Annotated in this window: 19 protein-coding genes and 1 pseudogene; 6 read left to right on the top strand and 14 right to left on the bottom strand. The window is 64.5% G+C overall.

The genetic code is table 11. The annotated features are described in order from the left end of the window. Positions 1–4: 4 nt before the first annotated feature. From ACEWQ0_RS08160 to ACEWQ0_RS08145, 4 genes are all read right to left on the bottom strand, one after another. Positions 5–1,921 carry a right-handed parallel beta-helix repeat-containing protein gene (locus ACEWQ0_RS08160; RefSeq protein ID WP_476485043.1) on the bottom strand — a complete coding sequence of 639 codons (1,917 nt, stop codon included), beginning with the start codon at positions 1,919–1,921 and terminating at the stop codon, positions 5–7. A 157-nt stretch (positions 1,922–2,078) separates the two neighbouring features. Beyond that, entirely contained in the window at positions 2,079–3,686 is a 1,608-nt protein-coding gene (locus ACEWQ0_RS08155) for a BCCT family transporter (RefSeq protein WP_476485042.1), read from the bottom strand. A 101-nt stretch (positions 3,687–3,787) separates the two neighbouring features. Continuing rightward, positions 3,788–4,078: a hypothetical protein gene (locus ACEWQ0_RS08150; RefSeq protein ID WP_476485041.1), complete on the bottom strand. Its 291-nt coding sequence runs from the start codon at positions 4,076–4,078 to the stop codon at positions 3,788–3,790. Next, on the bottom strand, positions 4,075–4,572 hold the full coding sequence (locus ACEWQ0_RS08145) for a methyltransferase family protein (protein WP_476485040.1): 498 nt from the start codon (positions 4,570–4,572) through the stop codon (positions 4,075–4,077). The genes ACEWQ0_RS08150 and ACEWQ0_RS08145 overlap by 4 nt, the downstream gene beginning before the upstream one ends. Positions 4,573–4,714: 142 nt before the next feature. Here ACEWQ0_RS08145 and ACEWQ0_RS08140 point away from each other — a divergent pair, with 142 nt between their 5' ends. The 4 genes from ACEWQ0_RS08140 (at position 4,715) to ACEWQ0_RS08125 (ending at position 8,240) form a co-directional block, all read left to right on the top strand. Beyond that, positions 4,715–5,581 carry an aminotransferase class IV gene (locus ACEWQ0_RS08140; protein ID WP_476485039.1) on the top strand — a complete coding sequence of 289 codons (867 nt, stop codon included), beginning with the start codon at positions 4,715–4,717 and terminating at the stop codon, positions 5,579–5,581. Then, positions 5,574–6,311, top strand: a complete 738-nt coding sequence (locus ACEWQ0_RS08135; RefSeq protein ID WP_476485038.1) for a sulfotransferase-like domain-containing protein — start codon at positions 5,574–5,576, stop codon at positions 6,309–6,311. The genes ACEWQ0_RS08140 and ACEWQ0_RS08135 overlap by 8 nt, the downstream gene beginning before the upstream one ends. Positions 6,312–6,465: 154 nt before the next feature. Beyond that, positions 6,466–7,629 (top strand): VWA domain-containing protein, encoded by a 1,164-nt coding sequence (locus ACEWQ0_RS08130; protein ID WP_476485037.1) that lies wholly within the window; start codon positions 6,466–6,468, stop codon positions 7,627–7,629. A gap of 5 nt (positions 7,630–7,634) precedes the next feature. Next, positions 7,635–8,240 (top strand): DUF2799 domain-containing protein, encoded by a 606-nt coding sequence (locus ACEWQ0_RS08125; protein ID WP_476482427.1) that lies wholly within the window; start codon positions 7,635–7,637, stop codon positions 8,238–8,240. A gap of 31 nt (positions 8,241–8,271) precedes the next feature. Here ACEWQ0_RS08125 and ACEWQ0_RS08120 read toward each other — a convergent pair whose 3' ends face one another. The 8 genes from ACEWQ0_RS08120 to ACEWQ0_RS08085 form a co-directional block, all read right to left on the bottom strand. Continuing rightward, the gene (locus tag ACEWQ0_RS08120) at positions 8,272–8,820 is read right to left on the bottom strand and encodes a cytochrome b (protein WP_476482426.1); all 549 of its coding nucleotides are present in this window, start codon (positions 8,818–8,820) and stop codon (positions 8,272–8,274) included. 124 nt (positions 8,821–8,944) lie between these two features. Continuing rightward, positions 8,945–10,126: an MFS transporter gene (locus ACEWQ0_RS08115; RefSeq protein ID WP_476485036.1), complete on the bottom strand. Its 1,182-nt coding sequence runs from the start codon at positions 10,124–10,126 to the stop codon at positions 8,945–8,947. Positions 10,127–10,200: 74 nt separating this feature from the next. Further along, complete coding sequence (locus tag ACEWQ0_RS08110) at positions 10,201–10,815, bottom strand: cation efflux transmembrane domain-containing protein (RefSeq protein ID WP_476482424.1); 615 nt, start codon at positions 10,813–10,815, stop codon at positions 10,201–10,203. Between the two features lie 59 nt (positions 10,816–10,874). Next, positions 10,875–11,210 carry a DMT family transporter gene (locus tag ACEWQ0_RS08105; RefSeq protein WP_476482423.1) on the bottom strand — a complete coding sequence of 112 codons (336 nt, stop codon included), beginning with the start codon at positions 11,208–11,210 and terminating at the stop codon, positions 10,875–10,877. 43 nt (positions 11,211–11,253) lie between these two features. After that, entirely contained in the window at positions 11,254–11,499 is a 246-nt protein-coding gene (locus tag ACEWQ0_RS08100) for a DUF6868 family protein (RefSeq protein WP_476482422.1), read from the bottom strand. 26 nt (positions 11,500–11,525) lie between these two features. After that, positions 11,526–12,251 carry an SIMPL domain-containing protein gene (locus tag ACEWQ0_RS08095; RefSeq protein WP_476482421.1) on the bottom strand — a complete coding sequence of 242 codons (726 nt, stop codon included), beginning with the start codon at positions 12,249–12,251 and terminating at the stop codon, positions 11,526–11,528. Positions 12,252–12,281: 30 nt separating this feature from the next. After that, positions 12,282–12,896: an HdeD family acid-resistance protein gene (locus ACEWQ0_RS08090; protein ID WP_476485035.1), complete on the bottom strand. Its 615-nt coding sequence runs from the start codon at positions 12,894–12,896 to the stop codon at positions 12,282–12,284. A 177-nt stretch (positions 12,897–13,073) separates the two neighbouring features. Continuing rightward, positions 13,074–13,343 carry a zinc-binding dehydrogenase gene (locus ACEWQ0_RS08085; protein ID WP_476485034.1) on the bottom strand — a complete coding sequence of 90 codons (270 nt, stop codon included), beginning with the start codon at positions 13,341–13,343 and terminating at the stop codon, positions 13,074–13,076. 74 nt (positions 13,344–13,417) lie between these two features. Between ACEWQ0_RS08085 and ACEWQ0_RS08080 the strand changes: the two genes are divergently transcribed. Then, positions 13,418–14,182 carry an SDR family NAD(P)-dependent oxidoreductase gene (locus ACEWQ0_RS08080; RefSeq protein ID WP_476482418.1) on the top strand — a complete coding sequence of 255 codons (765 nt, stop codon included), beginning with the start codon at positions 13,418–13,420 and terminating at the stop codon, positions 14,180–14,182. A 36-nt stretch (positions 14,183–14,218) separates the two neighbouring features. Here ACEWQ0_RS08080 and ACEWQ0_RS08075 read toward each other — a convergent pair. Continuing rightward, positions 14,219–15,228: pseudogene (locus ACEWQ0_RS08075) on the bottom strand (outer membrane protein assembly factor BamB family protein). A gap of 103 nt (positions 15,229–15,331) precedes the next feature. Between ACEWQ0_RS08075 and ACEWQ0_RS08070 the strand changes: the two are divergent. After that, a complete protein-coding gene (locus ACEWQ0_RS08070) occupies positions 15,332–16,561 on the top strand; it encodes an ISL3 family transposase (RefSeq protein WP_476485033.1) in 1,230 nt (409 codons plus the stop codon). A 355-nt stretch (positions 16,562–16,916) separates the two neighbouring features. On the opposite strand, the gene ACEWQ0_RS08065 is transcribed toward ACEWQ0_RS08070, so the two are convergent. Continuing rightward, on the bottom strand, positions 16,917–17,237 hold the full coding sequence (locus ACEWQ0_RS08065; RefSeq protein ID WP_164834383.1) for a hypothetical protein: 321 nt from the start codon (positions 17,235–17,237) through the stop codon (positions 16,917–16,919). Positions 17,238–17,675: the final 438 nt, after the last annotated feature.

The following is a 17,675-nucleotide window of genomic DNA, read 5'->3' as shown; positions in this document are numbered from 1 at the left end:
TCGCTCAGTTGCCCTCGAAGCGGTCGGCGAAGATCTTGTCGGGCAGCCACTCGACGCTGCCCAGGTCGCATTCGCTGCCGCCGCCCGCCGGGCGCGGCTGCCCGCGCTGGTCGAGCGCAAACGTGCCGCCGCAGCCGCTGGTGCCCAGCGGAATCACGTTGAGCCCGGCCCCGGACGCGTCCGGCAGGTGGGTCAGGGTGAAGCCGCCGTTGTCGGCCAGCGGCCCGAGCATGGGGTCAGCGCCAATCAGGCTCTGGGTGATGCTATCGAGCGTGAAACCGTGTCCCGGGTCGATCGCACCGACCAGGGTGTAGTTGATGTCGACCTGCGCACCAGCCAGGTCCGCCGGCCCGCCCGAATCGCTGTTGCCGGCAATGATGCTGTTGCGCAGCTCGGGCTGGCCGCTGGTGGCGCCGCCGTACAGGGTCAGCCCGCCGTACTGGTCGGCCTGGTTGCCGGTCATCGTGAGCCCGTCGATCAGGGCGTCGGCATCGCCCTCGAAAGTGAGCCCGAGACCGCCTCCGGAGTAATCGGCCTGATTGCCGCTGACGGTGGTATTCCGGATCAGCACCTCGGCCGGCCCGTCGGCCAGCACCGCACCGCCGCCCATGGATTGACCCGCACTGTTGCCGCTGATGGTGGTGCGCTCGACCTGAAGCGCTCCATAAGCATAAACGAGCAGTCCGCCGCCCTCGGCATCTGCCTGGTTGTCCGAAATCTCGGTGCCGAGCAGGTAAAGATCCGTGGAGTCGGCGATAAGCCCGCCACCAGCGCGTGCCTGATTGCCGGAAATGACCGACTCTTCCACCAGCGCCCAGCCCCCATACAGGAGCACGCCGCCGGCCGCATTGTAGGCCTGGTTGTCGGTAATGGTCGAACCCAGCATCACCGTTTCGGACGATGGGCCAAAGGCAGCGACGCCGCTCATGCCCTGCGGCCCGCCGTTGCCGCTGACGGTGGTGTCGATCAGCGTCAGCGCGGCATATGAAGCGTAGATGCCGCCGCCGTCGTTGCCGCTGATGGTGGAGTTGACGATGGTCGCCTCCGGAGAGTATCCAAAAACGAGGCCCAGGCTGCCGTCAGGGCCGGCCGTGTTGTCGGCGATAGTCGATCCGGCGATCAGGGCATCGCTGGCCTGCGCGAATACCGCGGTACCGTAGCCGGCACCCGAGCTGTTGCCACTGACCGCCGAGTTGAACAGGCGCAGCCGGGATTCTCTCAGGAACACCGCGGCAAGACCACCGCTGTAGTTTCCACTGATGGTCGAGTCGCTGATCGTCACGGTCGCGTAGTAGCGACCATAAACGGCGCTGCCGGAATCGTAGCTGGTATTGCCGCTGATGGTCGAACCAGCCAACCTCATGTCGCTCCCGTACAGGTAGACCCCACCACCGTAATACCCCGTCTCGTTGCCGCTGATGGTCGAGTCGGCGATCGACACCTGGCTGTATACGGCGGCAGCGCCCCCACCGATGTAGCCGGCGTAGCTGTCGGTGATGCTCACGTCCTTGAGATCGAGCTCGCCGCTGTAAATGAAGATGCCGCCGCCGTAGTCAGAGCGGCTGCAGCGGGTGATGGTCATGCGCTCGGCGGCCAGGCGCGCGCTATCGGCGCTCAGGCAGGCGTGATCGTCGTCACCCGAGAGCGTGACTTCGCTGCCCTGCAGGGTCATGTCTTCGGTGATGTCGGGCAGATCGGCGGCCAGGGTGATGGTCTGGCCGCTGATGGCCGAGAAGTCGAGCGTATGTGGCCCGGCCTGGCCGTTGGCGTCGATGATCGCCTGGCGCAGGGTGCCAGCGCCGGCGTCGGCATTCGATGTGACCGAAAAGGTGCCCGCGTGAGCGCCGGAGGTCGCCAGGGCCAGGCCGATGGCGGCCGCCAGCGCCCGGGGCTTGAGGCGGCTGCTTGGTCTCGTCTGCATGTTCTATCCCTCTTTGTTCGATGGTCTTGTGCCAAGCCGGAAGCGTCTGCTTCTTCAGCCCGTCAAGAACCCGCACGCGATGGCCACGTGCTGCCCCGAGTTTACAACGACGCCCGGGAAATTGACACCCGTCACGTTATTGCCGCGCAGTGGTCGATTACTCAGCGCCCGGTCGCCGGTCAGGGGCATCGGCGTCGTCGTCCTGCCCCCCCTGCCGATCGGCATCGTGCTCTGCCACCATCCTCAGAACGCGCTCGCGCAGCAGCGCTTCACTGAGCTCCTTCTGGCGCTGCTCGGCCTGGAACGCGCGCAAGAGCGAGGCGGCCATGAAAATCATCAGCACCATGAACGGCAGGGCGGCAATGATCGAGATGGTCTGCAGCGCTTCGAGCCCGCCGCTGGCCAGCAGCACGCCGGTGACCAGCGCGGTGACCACGCCCCAGGTCAGGCGTGTGGGCCGGGCGGGGTTGAGCCGGCCCTGGCTGGTGAACATGCCCAGCACGAAGGTGGCCGAATTGGCCGAGGTGATGACGAACAGCACGATGAGCACCAACATGGCGATACCCAGCAGGCCAGAAGCCGGCAACCCATCGAGCATGGTGAACAACCCGGCGCTCATTTCGCGGCTGACCGCCTCGCCCAGCCCGGCGCCGTCGAACAGCTCGAAATGCAGGGCAGTGCCGCCGAAGATGGCAAACCACAGCATGCTCAGCAGCACCGGCACGCCGATGACGCCAACCACGAACTCACGCACCGTGCGCCCGCGCGAAATGCGGGCGACGAAGCTGCCGACAAACGGCGCCCACGACAGCCCCCAGGCCCAGTAAAACAGAGTCCAGCGCTCGACCCAGTCATCACCGGTATAGGGCTCCATGACCAGGCTCATGCCGATAAGGTTGGAAAAGTAGTCGCCAATGCCGTTGGTCAACACGGCGGTAAGGAAGTCGGTGGGCCCGGCAAAGAACACGAACAGCAGCACCAGACCGGCCAGCAGCATGTTGGCGTCGCTGACGTAGCGGATACCGGCTTCCAGCGGCGTCAGCGAGGCGAGCAGGAAGATGAGCGCAATGCCGCCGAGAATGGCAAGCTGGCTTTCCAGCCCGAAGGCCACGCCGGCGACCGTGCCGAGCCCGCTGTTGATCTGGATGATGCCCAGGCCCATCGTCGTGGCCACGCCGAAAACGGTCGAGACCACCGCCAGCACGTTGATGGCATAGCCGGCGCTGCCGTCAACGCGATCGCCGAGCGCGGAGCGAAAAGTCTCGCTGATCAGCCCCGGGCGGCCGAGCCGGAAGCGGGCATAGGCAATCGCCAGGCCGACGATGCCGAAGTTGGCCCACTGATGAAAGCCCCAGTGAAAGAAGGAATACTGGATGGCCAGTTCGGCGGCCTCGGCGCTGCCCGCCCTGGCCATGCCCAGCGGTGGCGTGGTGAAGTGGCTTATCGGCTCGGCCACGCCCCAGAAGACCAGGCCCACGCCCATGCCGGCCGAAAAGATCATGCCCAGCCAGGTCAGGTAGGGAAACTCCGGGGCCTCACCGTCGGCACCGAGGCGGATGCGGCCGTAGGGGCTCAGGCCCACGCCGATGCAAAAAATCAGAAAGCCGGTGGTGGCGAACAGGTAGAGCCAGCCGAAATGCTCGGTGGTGAAAGCCAGCGCGGTATCGGCCCAGACCGTCAGCTCGGCGGGCATGCGCACGCCCAGAGCGACGAAGCCGAGCATGATCGCCAGCGACCAGATCAGGGTCCAGGGGGCACGCTGCAAGCGCCTGCGCAGATTCCAGGAAGACACGGTTCAGCGGCGCGGGCGGGCGGCTGGATTACTACCCTGTGCCATCAATCAGGCTCCGATTCGGGTCGCAGCCTTCATTGTAGGACTTTCCTGCCGGCCAGCAGGCCGCGATCCGGCGACGCCGGCTCAGCGCCTGGGAGAGCACCGAGGCGGCGCGCCAGGCCCGCAGCCGCCGGCGAGAAGAACAGCTGTGCGCTGCAGTGGAGGTCACCGGAGACGTGAACGAGATAGACGGCCCAGCCCGGCGGGCGACCCAGGCGCTCGAATTCCGCCCGCGCCTGCTCCTGAATTTCAGCAACTTCGACCTCGGCCAGCAGCGCATCGCCCAGGTCAAGCCGACGCCAGCTCTTGCGGGCGCTCATCATCTGCGCTCGCCGCGCCGGCCAGCGCCCGGAATTGCAAGCCAGCGCGAGCTGCGCCGGCAGTAGTCGAGATAGGCCGCGCCGAAATGCGCGCCGAGCGCGCGCTCCTCGGGCCGGATCTGAAAACGGGTCATCCAGGCAATAAAAACCACCGGGCCAAGCAGGGCCCAGGGCGCGGCCAGCCACACGGCCCAGGCCAGCAGCAACAGCAGCAGGGCCAGATACATGGGATTGCGGCTGTAGCCAAAAACACCGTCGGTTACCAGCGTGCTGGCGCCCTGCGGCCGGATCGGGCTAACCGTCGTGCGAGCGCGCCGAAAAGCGGCAACGGCGCTGGCCCCGATCCATGCCGCCGCCAGAAACAACGCCACAACCAGGGCGCCCGTGAGCAGCGGGGCGATAGAGAGCCGAAACGTCACGCGCGCCAGGCCCCACATGGCAAAGGCGACAAGCACGAACAACAGCGCTGGCGGCAGCTTGAGTTCCAGACGATTCATGCCGGGTATCTTCTGGGGCGAACAACAAAGACTGTCTGCATGGGAACGGCTGGGATGGAGGGGCTCCAGTGTACCCTGCTGCTGGCAACAATCGCGGCGGGGTACACTGGATTCAGTCTTCAAAAATGAGGTTTCCCAAGCCATGCAGGTCTGGATCAACGGTCAGCTTCTGCCCGAAGCCGAGGCAAGCGTTTCAGTTTTCGACTCCGGTTTCGTGCTGGGCGATGGCGTATGGGAAGGCGTGCGTGTCGTGGGCGGCCGTCCGGCCTTTCTCGGCGTGCATCTGGAGCGATTGGCCGAGGGCGCCAGCGCGCTGATGCTGGCGGGCTTGCCGAGCGAGGCGGAGTTGACGCAGGCGGTCAAGGCCGTCATCGAAGCCAATGAGCTGGTTGACGGTGCGCATCTGCGCATCATGCTCACCCGCGGCGTGCGGCGGGAACCGTATCAGGATCCGCGCCTGATTCACGGCGGGCCTACGCTGGTGATCATTCCCGGGCACCACCCGGTCAGCGACGACATTCTCGAGAAGGCGCAGAAGCTGTTCACCGTGCACGTCCGCCGCGGCGCACCGGACGTGCAGGACCCGCGCATCAACAGCCACAGCAAACTCAACTGCATTCTCGCCCGGATTCAGGCCAGCATGGCCGGGGCTGACGAAGGCCTGATGCTTGATCCCGACGGCTTCGTCGCGACCTGCAATTCCACCCATTTCTTCATCGTGCGTGACGGCGTGGTGATGACTTCCGACGGCCGCTATTGCCTGGGCGGAATCACGCGCGGCCACGTGCTCGAGCTGTGCCAGACTCACGCCATCCCGTGCAGCGAGAAGACGTTCAGCCTGACCGACGTGTACGCCGCCGACGAGGCGTTCACCACCGGCACGCTGGCAGGCCTTCGCCCGGTTGGCGAGGTGGACGGGCGCACCATCGGCACGGGCAGCCGCGGCCCGGTTACCGAACGCCTGCAGCGACTTTACGCCGATCTGCTTGCGGGCGAAGCGCGTGCCTGACACGGTTCGCATCGCCATGTGGTCCGGCCCGCGCAACATCTCGACGGCGATGATGCGCGCCTTCGAGAACCGGCCCGACTGCACGGTAGCCGACGAGCCGCTCTATGGTGCCTGGCTGAAGATGAGCGGCGAACCACACCCCATGCGCGAGGAAGTCATCGAGGCCATGAATACCGACTGGCGCTCGGTTACCGAAGATCTCACCGGCACGATACCCGGCAGCGCAGCGGTTTGGTATCAGAAGCACATGACCCATCACATCCTGCCCGAGATGATGGAAACCGACTGGCTGTCAAAGCTGGTCCACGTGTTTCTCATTCGCGACCCGCGCCACGTCGTTGCCTCCTATCTGGACAAACGCGACACGGTTTCTCCCGAGGACATCGGCGTACCGCAGCAGCAGCGCCTGCATGAATTCATCGTCGGCCGCATCGGGCAGGAGCCGCCGATCATCGACAGCGGCGAGTTCCTCACCGATCCCGAAGGTCATCTGCGCGCCCTGTGCCGAGAGCTGGACATTCCCTTCGTCAACGACATGCTTTCCTGGCCGGCAGGCCCGCGCGACAGCGACGGCATCTGGGCGCCACACTGGTACGGGAAAGTCCACGAGTCGACCGGATTCGGCCCGCCGCCCGCGGCCCCGCCGCAGCTGGAGGGGCGCGCCCGCCGCGTTGCCGACAGCTGCCTGCCCCTGTATAAGCAGCTGTTGAGTCGGCGCCTGCGGCCCTGAGGATCCCGCCGCAGCAACGACTTGTTCAAGCCGAGCGCTTCGCGATGCCTGGCATATTGCAGTCGCCATTTGCGTAATCATGGAACGCCCGTTACAAGCGCCCGCTGACTTGCGGCGCGAAGATTCACCAACCGTTCCAAGACGGAGACGCCTGATGAAACGAACGCTGATTGCCCTGTTGATGCTTGTCACGACCACCGCCGGCGCGGCCGAACAGAATCTGCTGTTCATTTTCGACGCCTCCGGCAGCATGTGGGCACAGATCGAGGGCACCGCCAGGATCACCATCGCCAAAGACGTGATGACCGACCTGGTCGAAGAGCTGCCGGACACCAGCCAGGTCGGCCTGATGGCCTACGGCCACCGCCGCAAGGGCGACTGCGACGATATCGAAACCCTGGTGCCGCTCGGGCCGCTGGATGCCGGCGCAATGATCGAGCATATCGAAGCGCTCAATCCCAAGGGCAAGACCCCGATCACCGCGGCGGTGGAACAGGCCGTCGAGCAGCTGCGCCAGATCGAGACATCGGCCAGCATCGTGCTGGTATCCGACGGGCTGGAGTCCTGCGGCGGGGACCCCTGTGACGCGGTCAGATCGGCCAGGCAATCCGGCGTGGACTTCCAGCTTCACGTGGTCGGCTTCGCCCTGGGCGACGCCGATACCGAACAGCTCGAATGCATGGCCGAGGCGGGCGGCGGGCGGTTCTTTACCGCCGCCGACGCCGATGAATTGACGCAGGCTCTGGAGACCGTCAGCGCGCCGGTCGAGCCGCAGCCGGAAACCACCGACGTCGTCTTCGAGGCCACCGATGGGGAGGACGGGCCGGTGATCACGCGCGGCCTGACCTGGACGCTGCGTCGTGCCGACAGCGACGAGGTGGTGATCGAGAACTTCGATGCCGCAACCCTGACGATGGCCGTCGAGCCCGGCGAATATGTCGCTGAAGTCGAGCGCAGCGGTGACGGCGCCACGGCCGAAAAGGCCGTCACGGTCGAGGCCGGCGAGCGCCAGCAGTTTTCCCTGCCGATCGTGGTCGAGCGACCCGAGGCCACGGTTTCGGTGCCTGAAGCCGCCGCGGCCGGCGCCACCATTGCGGTCAGCTGGACCGGCCCGGATGAACACAAGGACTACATTGCCGTGGTCGAGGCCGGCGGCGGCGTGCGAGACCATATCAACTACACCTATACCCGCGAAGGATCGCCGCTGAAGCTGACCATGCCGCCAGAGGCCGGCAACTACGAGATTCTCTACGTGCAGCGCCAGGGCCGGAAAGTGCTGGCGCGCGTGCCCATCAAGATCAACACTGAAGAGGAATGACGAACTTGTCTCAGCTCATGCACTGGATCCGCGGAAAGGCCGGGCACGCTTATCGAGCGGCGGCCACGGTCGCACTGATCAGCCTCGCCCCGGTGGTTCTGTTACTGCCCGGCTGCGCCACCCTGTCGGAAGGCGAATGCCTGACCGCCGACTGGTACCAGATCGGCCAGCAGGACGGTCGCCACGGGTTTCAGCGGGCGCGCTTTCACAAGCACCAGAAGGCCTGTGCCGAACATGGTGTGCGCCCCGACGAAAACGCCTACTACGCCGGCCGCCTGGCGGGGCTGGAAAGCTACTGCGCGCCATCGAGCGGTTTCCGCCGGGGCCGCGATGGCGACCGCTACACGGGCGTTTGCCCGCCCGATTGGGAGCCGGCCTTTCTGAGCGAGTTCCGCAAGGGCGAGGAGTTGTATGCGCTCGATCAGGAGATTCAGAGAGTCGAGCGCGAGATTGCCTCCAGGGAGGCACAGCTCGACGAGGAAGATACCGGTGACGAGCTGGCCGACCGGCTACGCAAGGAGCTGCGCGAGCTGCATCGGGACCTGCGTCACCTCAGCCGGGAACTGATCGCCCTGGAGCAGCGCTACCTTTCTCCGCGACACGCGTGGTGACCCGGCCGACCGCCGGGCCAACAGGCGTGCTTCAGGAAATATCCGGCCGCGGGGCCGACGAAGCGCCACCGCTTGCCCGACCATGAAGCAGATAGTAGCGAATCCCGCCAAGCAGGTGGAGCCCCAGCAGAATCGGCAGGAACCACAAGCCGTTATAGACGTGAACGAGCCCCATGAACCCCTGCACCGCTTCGCTCTGTCCGACCGGAATGCGAAAGCTGAACCAGCCGAAAACGTTGACGGCATGGCCGCCGAGGAAGATGGCCAGCGGCCCGGTCAGAACCTGAACGACCAGCGAAATCAGAATCAGGCGGTGCACCAGCCAGGCCAGCCAGCGCTCGCCGCCGGTCGGCCCGACGTTGGGCGGAAAGCCCTCGTAGAGGCGCCAGAACACGCGCCAGAGCACAAACAGCAGCACGAAGAACCCGACCGACACATGCATGCCCATCAAATAGCCGCGCACGTCCTTGCCCGGCGCGAAGGCCGCGGCAAAGCCGATCAGCAGCATGATCACGACCAGCACAGCCGTCAGCCAGTGGTTGATGATGGCAATGCCGGAATAGCGGTTGGTATCGGGCATGGGCTCTCCCTCCAGGGCTTGATATTGACCTGAACCTACCACAACGGCTTGGCTGACAACAATCGCCGCGACCGGCTGGCCGGGCTGAATCAGGATCCGCCGAGGCTGCCGGAGCGGGCGTCGATCACGGCCGCGCCGGCTTTTCCGGGTCCTTGGCCGGCCGTGTGCGCGGGAACCACCGGGAAGCCAGCGCGAACACGGCGCCGATGGCGGCCATGACCAAAAATGCGTCGACATGCCCGATGCGGCTTACCAGCACGCCGGAGGCGGGCGAACCCACGGCCTGCCCGACGGCAATTGCCAGAAACGGCACGACCGCAGCCAGGGGCGGGTTATGGCTCAGCACACGCACCCCCGTCATCAAGTGGATGCCGGTGAGCGTCATGTAGGCCAGCCCGAACAGGCCGGCCGAAGCAAGCGCGGTACCGACCGCGCCCGGGGCAAGCGCGAGCAACAGCAGCGACAGCGACAAGGCGGCGAACGCCAGGCCCTGAATCAGCGCAACGCCGAAGCGGTCGGCCAGGTCGCTGGCGACCGCGCCGCCCAGACCGAACACGCCAAGCACCAGCCACAGCCAGCCCGCTATCTCCGGATTGCGGCTGCCGGCGACAACGACCAGGTCGGGCGCGAACACCCAGTAGGCGGAACTGACCAGGCCCAGGCCGAACAACGACAGGCGCCGGGCGCAAACCCGCGAGTCAAGCGAGGAGGGAAGGGGTCGGCCCTGACCGCGATACAGCCGCGAGGCCGTTGGCACCTGGCGCCAGGCCGCGACCGCGCACAACAGGGCCGCGGCGGCGAATACCAGGTAGGCTGCACGCCAGCGATCGGGCAGCAGCACCGCCGTGGGCACCGATATCGCGATACCGATGCTGGTGCCGGCATTCATCACCGCGCTGACCCGGCCGTGCATGAACGGCCTGACCGCCGTCTCCATTCCGGCGGCCAGCGCGGGCATCATCAAACCGGTGCAGATACCGCAGGCGAACACGCCAGCACCCAGAGACCAGGCGCCGCCGGCCGTGGCGATGACCGACAACCCACAGAGTCCGAACAGACTGGCGAGGCAGGCCGTGGTGCGCGCACCGAGGCGATTCGAGATGGCGACGGCAAACAGGCTGGCGATCGAGAAACTCACGAACGCCATCGACCCCACCACGCCCATGATGTCGGGTGAAATGCCGAGATCTTCGCGAATCGCCGGAACATAGAGCCCGAAGGCAAAGCGAGCCAGCCCGTAGCTCATGGCGATCAGCGCCGTTCCGGCGGCAGCGTAGCTCGTGGCGCTGACCGATCGTAATGTCAAAACCGCGCCGCGGCTTCAGGGCGCTCGATGAACGCTGGCCTGCCCGCGCCGGTGCGTGAAGACACCCGGCATGCTCATGCCGTCGCCAGTTCCGCGCGGGCCCGGCCGATAACGCGGACCGCCGACCTGATCAGGTACAACACCAGCAGCGAGGCCACCAGGATGTCGGGCCACGCCATACCGGTCGCCCACACCGCTCCGGCGGCCACGAACACCGAGAGATTGGCGACGATATCGTTGCGCGAGCACTCCCACACCGAACTCATGTTGATGTCGTCGGCGCGGTGCTGCCACAGCAGATACAGGCAGGTGCCGTTGGCCGCCAGCGCGAGCAGGCTGAAGATGCCCATCAGCTCGAAGACCGGCGTCGCCGGCATCACCAGCAGCCGATACGCGATCTGGGCGGCCACGGCAGCGGCGGCCAGCAGGATCAAGACACCCTTGAGCAGCGCCACCCGGGCCTTGGTGCGAGTGCTGCGGGCAACGGCGTAGAGGCTGATCGCGTAGGTAAAGGCATCGCCCAGGTTGTCCAGGCTGTCGGCCAGCAGCGCGCTCGAGCGCGCAAACAGGGCCGCGGCCACGATGACGACAAACATCACCGCGTTGATCACGAGAACGACGTTCAGCGTGCCGCGCTGACGCTGGCGCAGCGCATCGATCGAACCGTCATGTCCGCAGCATCCGCCCATTATCCTCTCGCCAACCGGTTGCAGAAACGAGGTGGTAATTCGACCGACAGCATTGCCTTTCAGGCGTTCCCCGTGGTCTTCGAAAACAGGTTGATGACAGCCACGCCGATGACGATCAGCGCCATGCCGACAATGGCCGGCGGATCGAGCGCCTGGCCAAAGAAGGCGTAGCCGGCCAGCGCGATCAAGGCCACGCCAACGCCGGCCCAGATGGCGTAGGCAACACCGACCGGCAGCGTCTTGAGGGCCAGCCCGAGAAAGAAGAAGGCGACGGCATACGATACGGCCACGACCAGCGACGGCCCGATCCGGGTGAAGCCCTCGGCGCTCTTGAGAAAGGTAGTGCCGACAACTTCAGCGACTATCGCAATCGACAGATAGAGCCAGTGAGGCATCGGGTCTTCTCTTCATGCTCATGAACGCGCTGGCCGCGCCCCATCAGGCAATGATCTTCAGTGCCAGCCAAGGCGCAAAGTTGAACGCGAATATCGCGATCTTGTAGAGCGCGAGGTAGTAGAAATAAGCGCGGCCCACATCCTTGCCGTCGAGCCCGAACAGGGCCGAATGAATACGCGCCAGAGGCCTGCGCAAGGTGATCAGAAGCAGGGCCGACAGAGTCAGGACGATCAGGTTGATCACCAGCGACCAGCCGAGCAGCGCGCTCAGTGTCTGCAGTGAAATCATGGCCTCCTCCAATGGCATGCGGTCGGTCAGTCCGACAGGTAGTACTCGATGGTCGAGACCACCCGCACCTTCTTGATGTGCGGCGTGGTCGAGTCACGATCGTTGATCGAGAACTGGCCCTGGCGGGCGCGTTTGATCTTGCCCAGCCGGCTGTTGGAATCCTCGGCGAACTTCTCGGCCACCGAGCGCGCCTTCTTGGTCGCCTCTTCGACCATTTCGGGCTTGATGTCGTTGAGCCGGGTATACAGGAACATGCCGGAACGCTGCCCGGCGTACTGATCGCCGGCCACCACCACGCCGCGCTTGCCCAGCTCGAGCACGTTGGCCATCGCCTCGCGCACCGCCTCGACCTGCTCGGAGTGCACCGTCACGGTGCCGCTGCCGCTGTAGCGAAACTTCACGCTCGACTGATCGCCCCACTGCTGGGCGTATACATCAGTCACGTTCGGCGGCGAGGGGATGATTTCCTCATCGGAAATGCCGTAGCGCTTCAGGAAGTCCCGGATGATGGCGGACTTGTCCTCGATGGTCTGATAGACCTCGTCGAGATCGTTGCTGGCCACCTGAAAAGTCAGCGGCCAGGCGGCGATATTGGCCGTCACCTCACGCTCCGACAGGCCCTTGACGGTCACCGTGCGCTCCATGGCCTTGACCGACAGGGCCGCGTTCCCGGCCACATAACCCAGCAAAGTCAGGCCGACCACCAGACAGATTCCAAGGATCAGTGATCCCGAACGAACGTGATTCGACATCGCGTCACTCCCGGTCAATGCAAATCCTGATCAGCCCTGCAGGCTGCCCGAGCGCTTGTTCAGGGCCCGGATGGCCAGCGCCAGCATCACATACGCCCAGCCGTGAAAGATGAGCTCGATGGCCACCAGCAGGCCGATCAGCCACAGCGCCGATGCCGGCCACTGAAACAGGATCAGGCCACCGAGCACCAGCGACGCCAGACCGGCAAGCGCAATCCAGCCCCAGGCCGCAGCGCTGCCGCGCAGCTGAAAACCCATCAACAGCCGCAACACGCCGATGACGACAAACGCACCGCCCAGAAAGGCGGTGAGCACCAGCGAGCCGGCCACAGGCTCAGTCACCAGCATGAAGCCGGCGGCAAGATAGAGCAGGGCGATCAGCACGTGCAGCAGAATGCTCTTCCAGCCCCGGCACCTGAAGGCATCAACAAGCTGAAAGGCGCCGCCGACCAGCAGCAGCGCGCCGAAGAACAGGACGGTGACGATCGTCATGGCCACGCTCATGCCCAGGGCAATCACGCCCAGGACGAGAAACAGGATACCCAGGGCCAGCAGCCAGCCCCAGCTGTGGCGTCGCTGGCCAAATACGGTCCTGATCTCCTCGGCTGAACCGGAGAACCGTTCCTGCGATGCGGGTGTCGTCATGGCTTGCTCCTGATGGCTCGGCACGCCTACAGCAGTGCCGGAAGTGGCGCATTGCGCCGTTGTGGCCGCACGCCGTCGACAATCCAGGCAGCGCGGCCAGCACCTGAACCGGTTTTACCAATGAAGTCGTCGGTTCAAGTGTACCAGCCCCGATCGGCGGCCGGCCCGCCGGGCCTGTCAGTCAGGCACCTTGACCACGACCTTGCCCCGGGCATGCCGGGTTTCGGTTTTTGCCAGGGCATCGAGCGCCTCGTCGAACGGATACACCTTCTCGATTTCGACGCGGATCTGCCCGCGCGCAACGGCGTCCACCAGCGCGCGAGGCCGCGCATGCACTCCAAACGCCTTGACCTCGATGCGCACTTCATCATCGCTGATCTCGGGGATCGGCACGTCGGCCGGCCGTACTGTCTGGTGCTTCGCCTCCACTCTGATAAATGCTTTCATGGCTACTCCCGGGCTGATGCCGTCTCGCTGAACATCGCTCGCGCGTCTCACTCGGCTGGCGTTACACTGGATGGATGACCGAGAAAACAGCTCTGATTACCGGCGCCACCGCCGGATTCGGTGCCGCCATGGTGGCACGTTTTGCCAACAACGGCTGGCGCGTGGTTGCCTGCGGGCGCCGGGCCGATCGGCTGGCCGAACAGGTCCAGCGTTTCGGTGCCGAAAGGGTTCATGCCGCCGCCTTCGACATTCGCAACGCCCGCGAAATGAACGATGCCCTGGCTGCTCTGCCCGCCGGCTTTTCCGACATCGACCTGCTGGTCAACAACGCCGGCCTGGCGCTGGGCACCAACCCGGCGCAAGACTGTGATCCGGACCAGTGGCGGCAGATGATCGACACCAACGTCACCGCGCTGGTGACGCTGACCCACGCCCTGCTGCCCGGGCTGATCGAGCGCCGCGGCGCGATCGTCAACGTCAGCTCCATCGCCGGCACTCATCCCTATCCGGGCGGCAACGTCTACGGCGCCACCAAGGCTTTCGTGTCCCAGTTCTCGCAGAACCTGCGCGTGGACCTGCACGGCACCGGCGTGCGGGTGACCAACGTCGAGCCGGGCCTGGCCGAAACCGAGTTCACCCTGGTGCGCACCGGTGGCGATCAGGCCGCGTCCGAAGCGCTGTATGCCGGCGCCCACCCGATCACCGCCGCCGACATCGCCGAGACCGTCTGGTGGATCGCCAATCTGCCCGCGCACCTCAACGTCAACCGCATCGAGATCATGCCCACCAGCCAGAGCCCGGCGGGGCTGCAGATCTACCGCGAGAACGCGCCTGACTGATTGCTCCCGGGGCCCGTGGTCCGGCCCGAGCGCGCGTCAGCGCAGCTGATCCTCGGGCAGCGCATAGGCAATCACGGCGTCGCCGAGCCGGGTGCCGACATAGCCGTGACCGCCGGCCACGACCACCAGATACTGGCGCCCGTCGCGCCCCAGATAGCTTGCCGGCGTGGACTGACCGCCCGCGGGCAGGCGCGATCGCCACAGCACCTCGCCGCTGCGCAGATCATACGCGCGCACGTAGTAGTCGACCGTTGCCGACAGGAAGGCAACGCCGCCGGCGGTGGTGATCGGGCCGCCGATGCCGGGCACGCCGGTTTCAAACGGCAGCGGAAACGGCGCCATGTCACGCACCGTGCCGTTGACGTGCCGGTAGACGGTCTCGCCGCTGTCGAGATCCACCGCCGCGATATAGCCCCAGGGCGGCGCCTGGCAGGGCAGGCCGAGCGCCGACATGAACGGTTTCAGCACCGCGGCGTAGGGCGCGCCGAAGTTTTCGTTGCCCATCGGATAACCGGGGGCGGAAACAACCTGCTCGAGCGAATCGGGCCGCGGCACCAGCGTCGAGACAAAGCCCAGATACACCGGCATCGCGAACATGATTCGCCGTTCGGGATCCACCGCGACGCTGCCCCAGTTGAAGATGCCGAAGCTGCCCGGATGGGTCAGCGTGCCGGCCAGGCTCGGCGGGGTGAAGCGGCCCTGATAGTTCAGCTTTGCAAGGCGGATGCGGCACAGCATCTGATCGTGGGCGACAGACCCCACATGTCCGCACCGGTGACCGGCTCGGGCGCAAACGAGATTTTCGACACCGGCTGGGTCGGGGCCGGACGCTCACCGGGCACGGCCTGTTGGGAAACGGGCACTTCCTCGACTGGATGCACCGGCTCGCCGCTGCGTCGATCGAGCACGAAGATTTCGCCCTGCTTGGTTGCCTGAACCAGCGCCGGGACGACCTCGCCATCGACCGTGAGATCGATCAGCGCGGGCGCGGCCGGAACGTCATAGTCCCAGAGATCGTGATGGACGGTCTGGAACGACCACGCCACGGCGCCGGTGGCTGTCAACCCAAAGTAGAAATGTCCCCTTTTCTGCCGCTGTTGAATTTTGAGTGGGTATCATCGCCTCGGAACCCTGTTTGGAGCCGGAGTGATGAGCGCCCAGATTTTCGAAGCCGCCCTTGGCCTGACGCCGCCGTGGTTCATTGCTGACCTGGAATTTGACGAGGCCGCGAGGACGCTGACCATTCAGGTCGATTTCCGGCGCGGCAGTCGTTTCCAGATTGCTGATTTCGAAGGGGAACACCCAGTTCATGACACCGTCACCAAGCGCTACCGGCATCTCAACTTCTTCCAGCACGAGTGCTTTCTGGAAGTGCGCGTGCCACGCGTCAAGCTGCCTGACGGGTCGGTGCGGCAGGTCCAGCCCGACTGGGCCGGGAAGCTGTCGGGGTTCACGCTGCTGTTCGAGGCCCTGGTGTTGATGCTCGCTCAGCAGATGCCGTTCCGGGCGGTGGCCCGCATTGTGGGCTTGAGTCCGCACCGCGTCATGGCGATCTGCGAGCGCTATGTGGAGCTGGCGAGAGCCGAGGCCGATCTGTCCCAGGTTCGTAGCCTGGCGATCGACGAGACCTCCCGAGCCCGTGGACACGACTACCTGACCCTGGCGGCCGATGCCGAGCGACGTGCGGTCATTTTTGTCACCGAGGGGCGCGGCTCGGAAACGGTTGCCGAGCTGGCTGACGAACTGACAGCCCATGGCGGGGACCCGAATGCTGTCGACAGCTGCAGCATCGACATGTCGCCGGCCTTCATCCGAGGCGTCACGGACCACCTGCCCAAAGCCGGGATCACGTTCGACAAATTCCATGTCATCGCCAAGGCCTCCGAGGCCGTCGATCGGATGCGGCGGCTCGAGCAGAAAGCCGATCCGGCTCTGAAAGGTATGCGATGGAAGCTGCTGAGATCCCCCAAGGGGCTTAGCCGAGGCGCTCGGCAGGAGCTCCAGACCCTGGTCGCTCGGCTGACGACACTCAGGACGGCACGTGCCTGGCAGTACCGCGAGCAGTTGCGCGCCATCCTGCAGCGAAAGCAGGTCAACGTGGTCCGTCAGATGCTCCACCAGTGGTGTACGAACATCATGCGCTCCAAGGTCGAGCCGATGAAGGCTGTTGCCAAGATGATAAGGCGACACCTCGATGGCATCGTCGCCTGGGTGAAAACACGCCAGACCAATGGCTTCCTGGAAGCGATCAACGGACTCTTCCAAGCTGCGAAACGAAAAGCCCGAGGCTACACGCGACTGAGTACCGCCCGGACGGTGATCTTCCTGCTGGCGGGGAAGTTCGACTTCGGACGCATCAATCCGCATGTGTATGCTTAACCCTCTTGGAATTCAACAGACCCTCATACTTGAACTGGACGGTGGTTAGATCCCAGCCTTCCTCCTGGCGGTGAGCGACTGCCTTGGATACAAATTCCTGACCAGCCTGAACCACTGACGAAAAGTGTTCGCCAGGGACGAAAAGGTCGATGTCATTCAGGTCACGCTCAGAGCCATATCCCTTTGCAGCGAGTCCCCCACAGATTAGAAAAGGGATATTCCTGTCGCTCAGTAACCCCACGATCCATTGGGCTGCCGAATGATGCACGTTTCCTCCTTTTGCGCATAACACTGAGCGCACCGGTGACTTTGACGTAGCGAAGCGGAGACAAAGGCATCCGAGTGCCGCGCCTGGTTATGTTTGATATTCGATTTCTACGGCCGACTCGTCTCCACAATGAATGAAGAGTTCCCCTTTCGCTGAATTTGAAGATGAAAACTGGAACCAACCACGGCCAGATTTTTCACGACCATCATCATTTCCAGACCAAGAAAACTCGACTCGCCCTCCATCATCTGGAATGCGGTAGTCGATTTGGCCCTCAACTGCTCCGAATACAAAAAAGCCGAGGCCATCTTCATCGAACTGGAAGTATCCGGGCTCAATAAGGTCAACAAAGTCTTGATCCCACATTTCCATCCACTTAATTCGCCAGCGTCCAACGACTTTGCTCAAACTACCTCCTTAAAACATAACGCTTGAATTAAGCCGCGCCGCAAAGCGGGGTCGGCTTGAATAAATTGTTAGGCCGCATCTCCGTTACAGGCTAGCGCCGAAGAACGTTGCTGCGTCAGCAGCTATGCGACCATGCAATTCGCCCCGATCAATCTCGTTTTGGTCTTTACAAATGGTGCTCAGAAAAATTCTGCCCCGGAAATTGCATGAAGCAAGAAAAGAATAGTGACCTACATCGGGAATGGTGACAGGCACAGCATCCGGAATTCCCTCTCTGACCGCATTGAGCGTTTCCGATAGTAAGTATCCCCCGGCAAAGCCGGGGGCTTTAATTGTGAGCCGCTCAAAGCGGCCTGTGACGGAGCTTGCGCTCCTTGAGCCCCCTAAAGGGGGCGGCTACATCAAGTTTAGCTGATCCAGTCGGCGGTCCTCGGCCTC

Source organism: Wenzhouxiangella sp. YN9, from assembly GCF_056324165.1.
The sequence above is the reverse complement of the archived record's forward strand: the minus strand, read 5'-3'. Positions and strand labels throughout refer to the sequence as shown.

What these genes read in the sequence shown, in the direction of transcription:
- ACEWQ0_RS08110 (WP_476482424.1), bottom strand. Translation starts at nt 10,815, where the DNA reads ATGGGCGGATGCTGCGGACATGACGGTTCGATCGATGCGCTGCGCCAG.
- ACEWQ0_RS08150 (WP_476485041.1), bottom strand. Translation starts at nt 4,078, where the DNA reads ATGATGAGCGCCCGCAAGAGCTGGCGTCGGCTTGACCTGGGCGATGCG.
- ACEWQ0_RS08090 (WP_476485035.1), bottom strand. Translation starts at nt 12,896, where the DNA reads ATGACGACACCCGCATCGCAGGAACGGTTCTCCGGTTCAGCCGAGGAG.
- ACEWQ0_RS08145 (WP_476485040.1), bottom strand. Translation starts at nt 4,572, where the DNA reads ATGAATCGTCTGGAACTCAAGCTGCCGCCAGCGCTGTTGTTCGTGCTT.
- ACEWQ0_RS08085 (WP_476485034.1), bottom strand. Translation starts at nt 13,343, where the DNA reads ATGAAAGCATTTATCAGAGTGGAGGCGAAGCACCAGACAGTACGGCCG.
- ACEWQ0_RS08105 (WP_476482423.1), bottom strand. Translation starts at nt 11,210, where the DNA reads ATGCCTCACTGGCTCTATCTGTCGATTGCGATAGTCGCTGAAGTTGTC.
- ACEWQ0_RS08130 (WP_476485037.1), top strand. Translation starts at nt 6,466, where the DNA reads ATGAAACGAACGCTGATTGCCCTGTTGATGCTTGTCACGACCACCGCC.
- ACEWQ0_RS08160 (WP_476485043.1), bottom strand. Translation starts at nt 1,921, where the DNA reads ATGCAGACGAGACCAAGCAGCCGCCTCAAGCCCCGGGCGCTGGCGGCC.
- ACEWQ0_RS08100 (WP_476482422.1), bottom strand. Translation starts at nt 11,499, where the DNA reads ATGATTTCACTGCAGACACTGAGCGCGCTGCTCGGCTGGTCGCTGGTG.
- ACEWQ0_RS08080 (WP_476482418.1), top strand. Translation starts at nt 13,418, where the DNA reads ATGACCGAGAAAACAGCTCTGATTACCGGCGCCACCGCCGGATTCGGT.
- ACEWQ0_RS08140 (WP_476485039.1), top strand. Translation starts at nt 4,715, where the DNA reads ATGCAGGTCTGGATCAACGGTCAGCTTCTGCCCGAAGCCGAGGCAAGC.
- ACEWQ0_RS08070 (WP_476485033.1), top strand. Translation starts at nt 15,332, where the DNA reads ATGAGCGCCCAGATTTTCGAAGCCGCCCTTGGCCTGACGCCGCCGTGG.
- ACEWQ0_RS08095 (WP_476482421.1), bottom strand. Translation starts at nt 12,251, where the DNA reads ATGTCGAATCACGTTCGTTCGGGATCACTGATCCTTGGAATCTGTCTG.
- ACEWQ0_RS08120 (WP_476482426.1), bottom strand. Translation starts at nt 8,820, where the DNA reads ATGCCCGATACCAACCGCTATTCCGGCATTGCCATCATCAACCACTGG.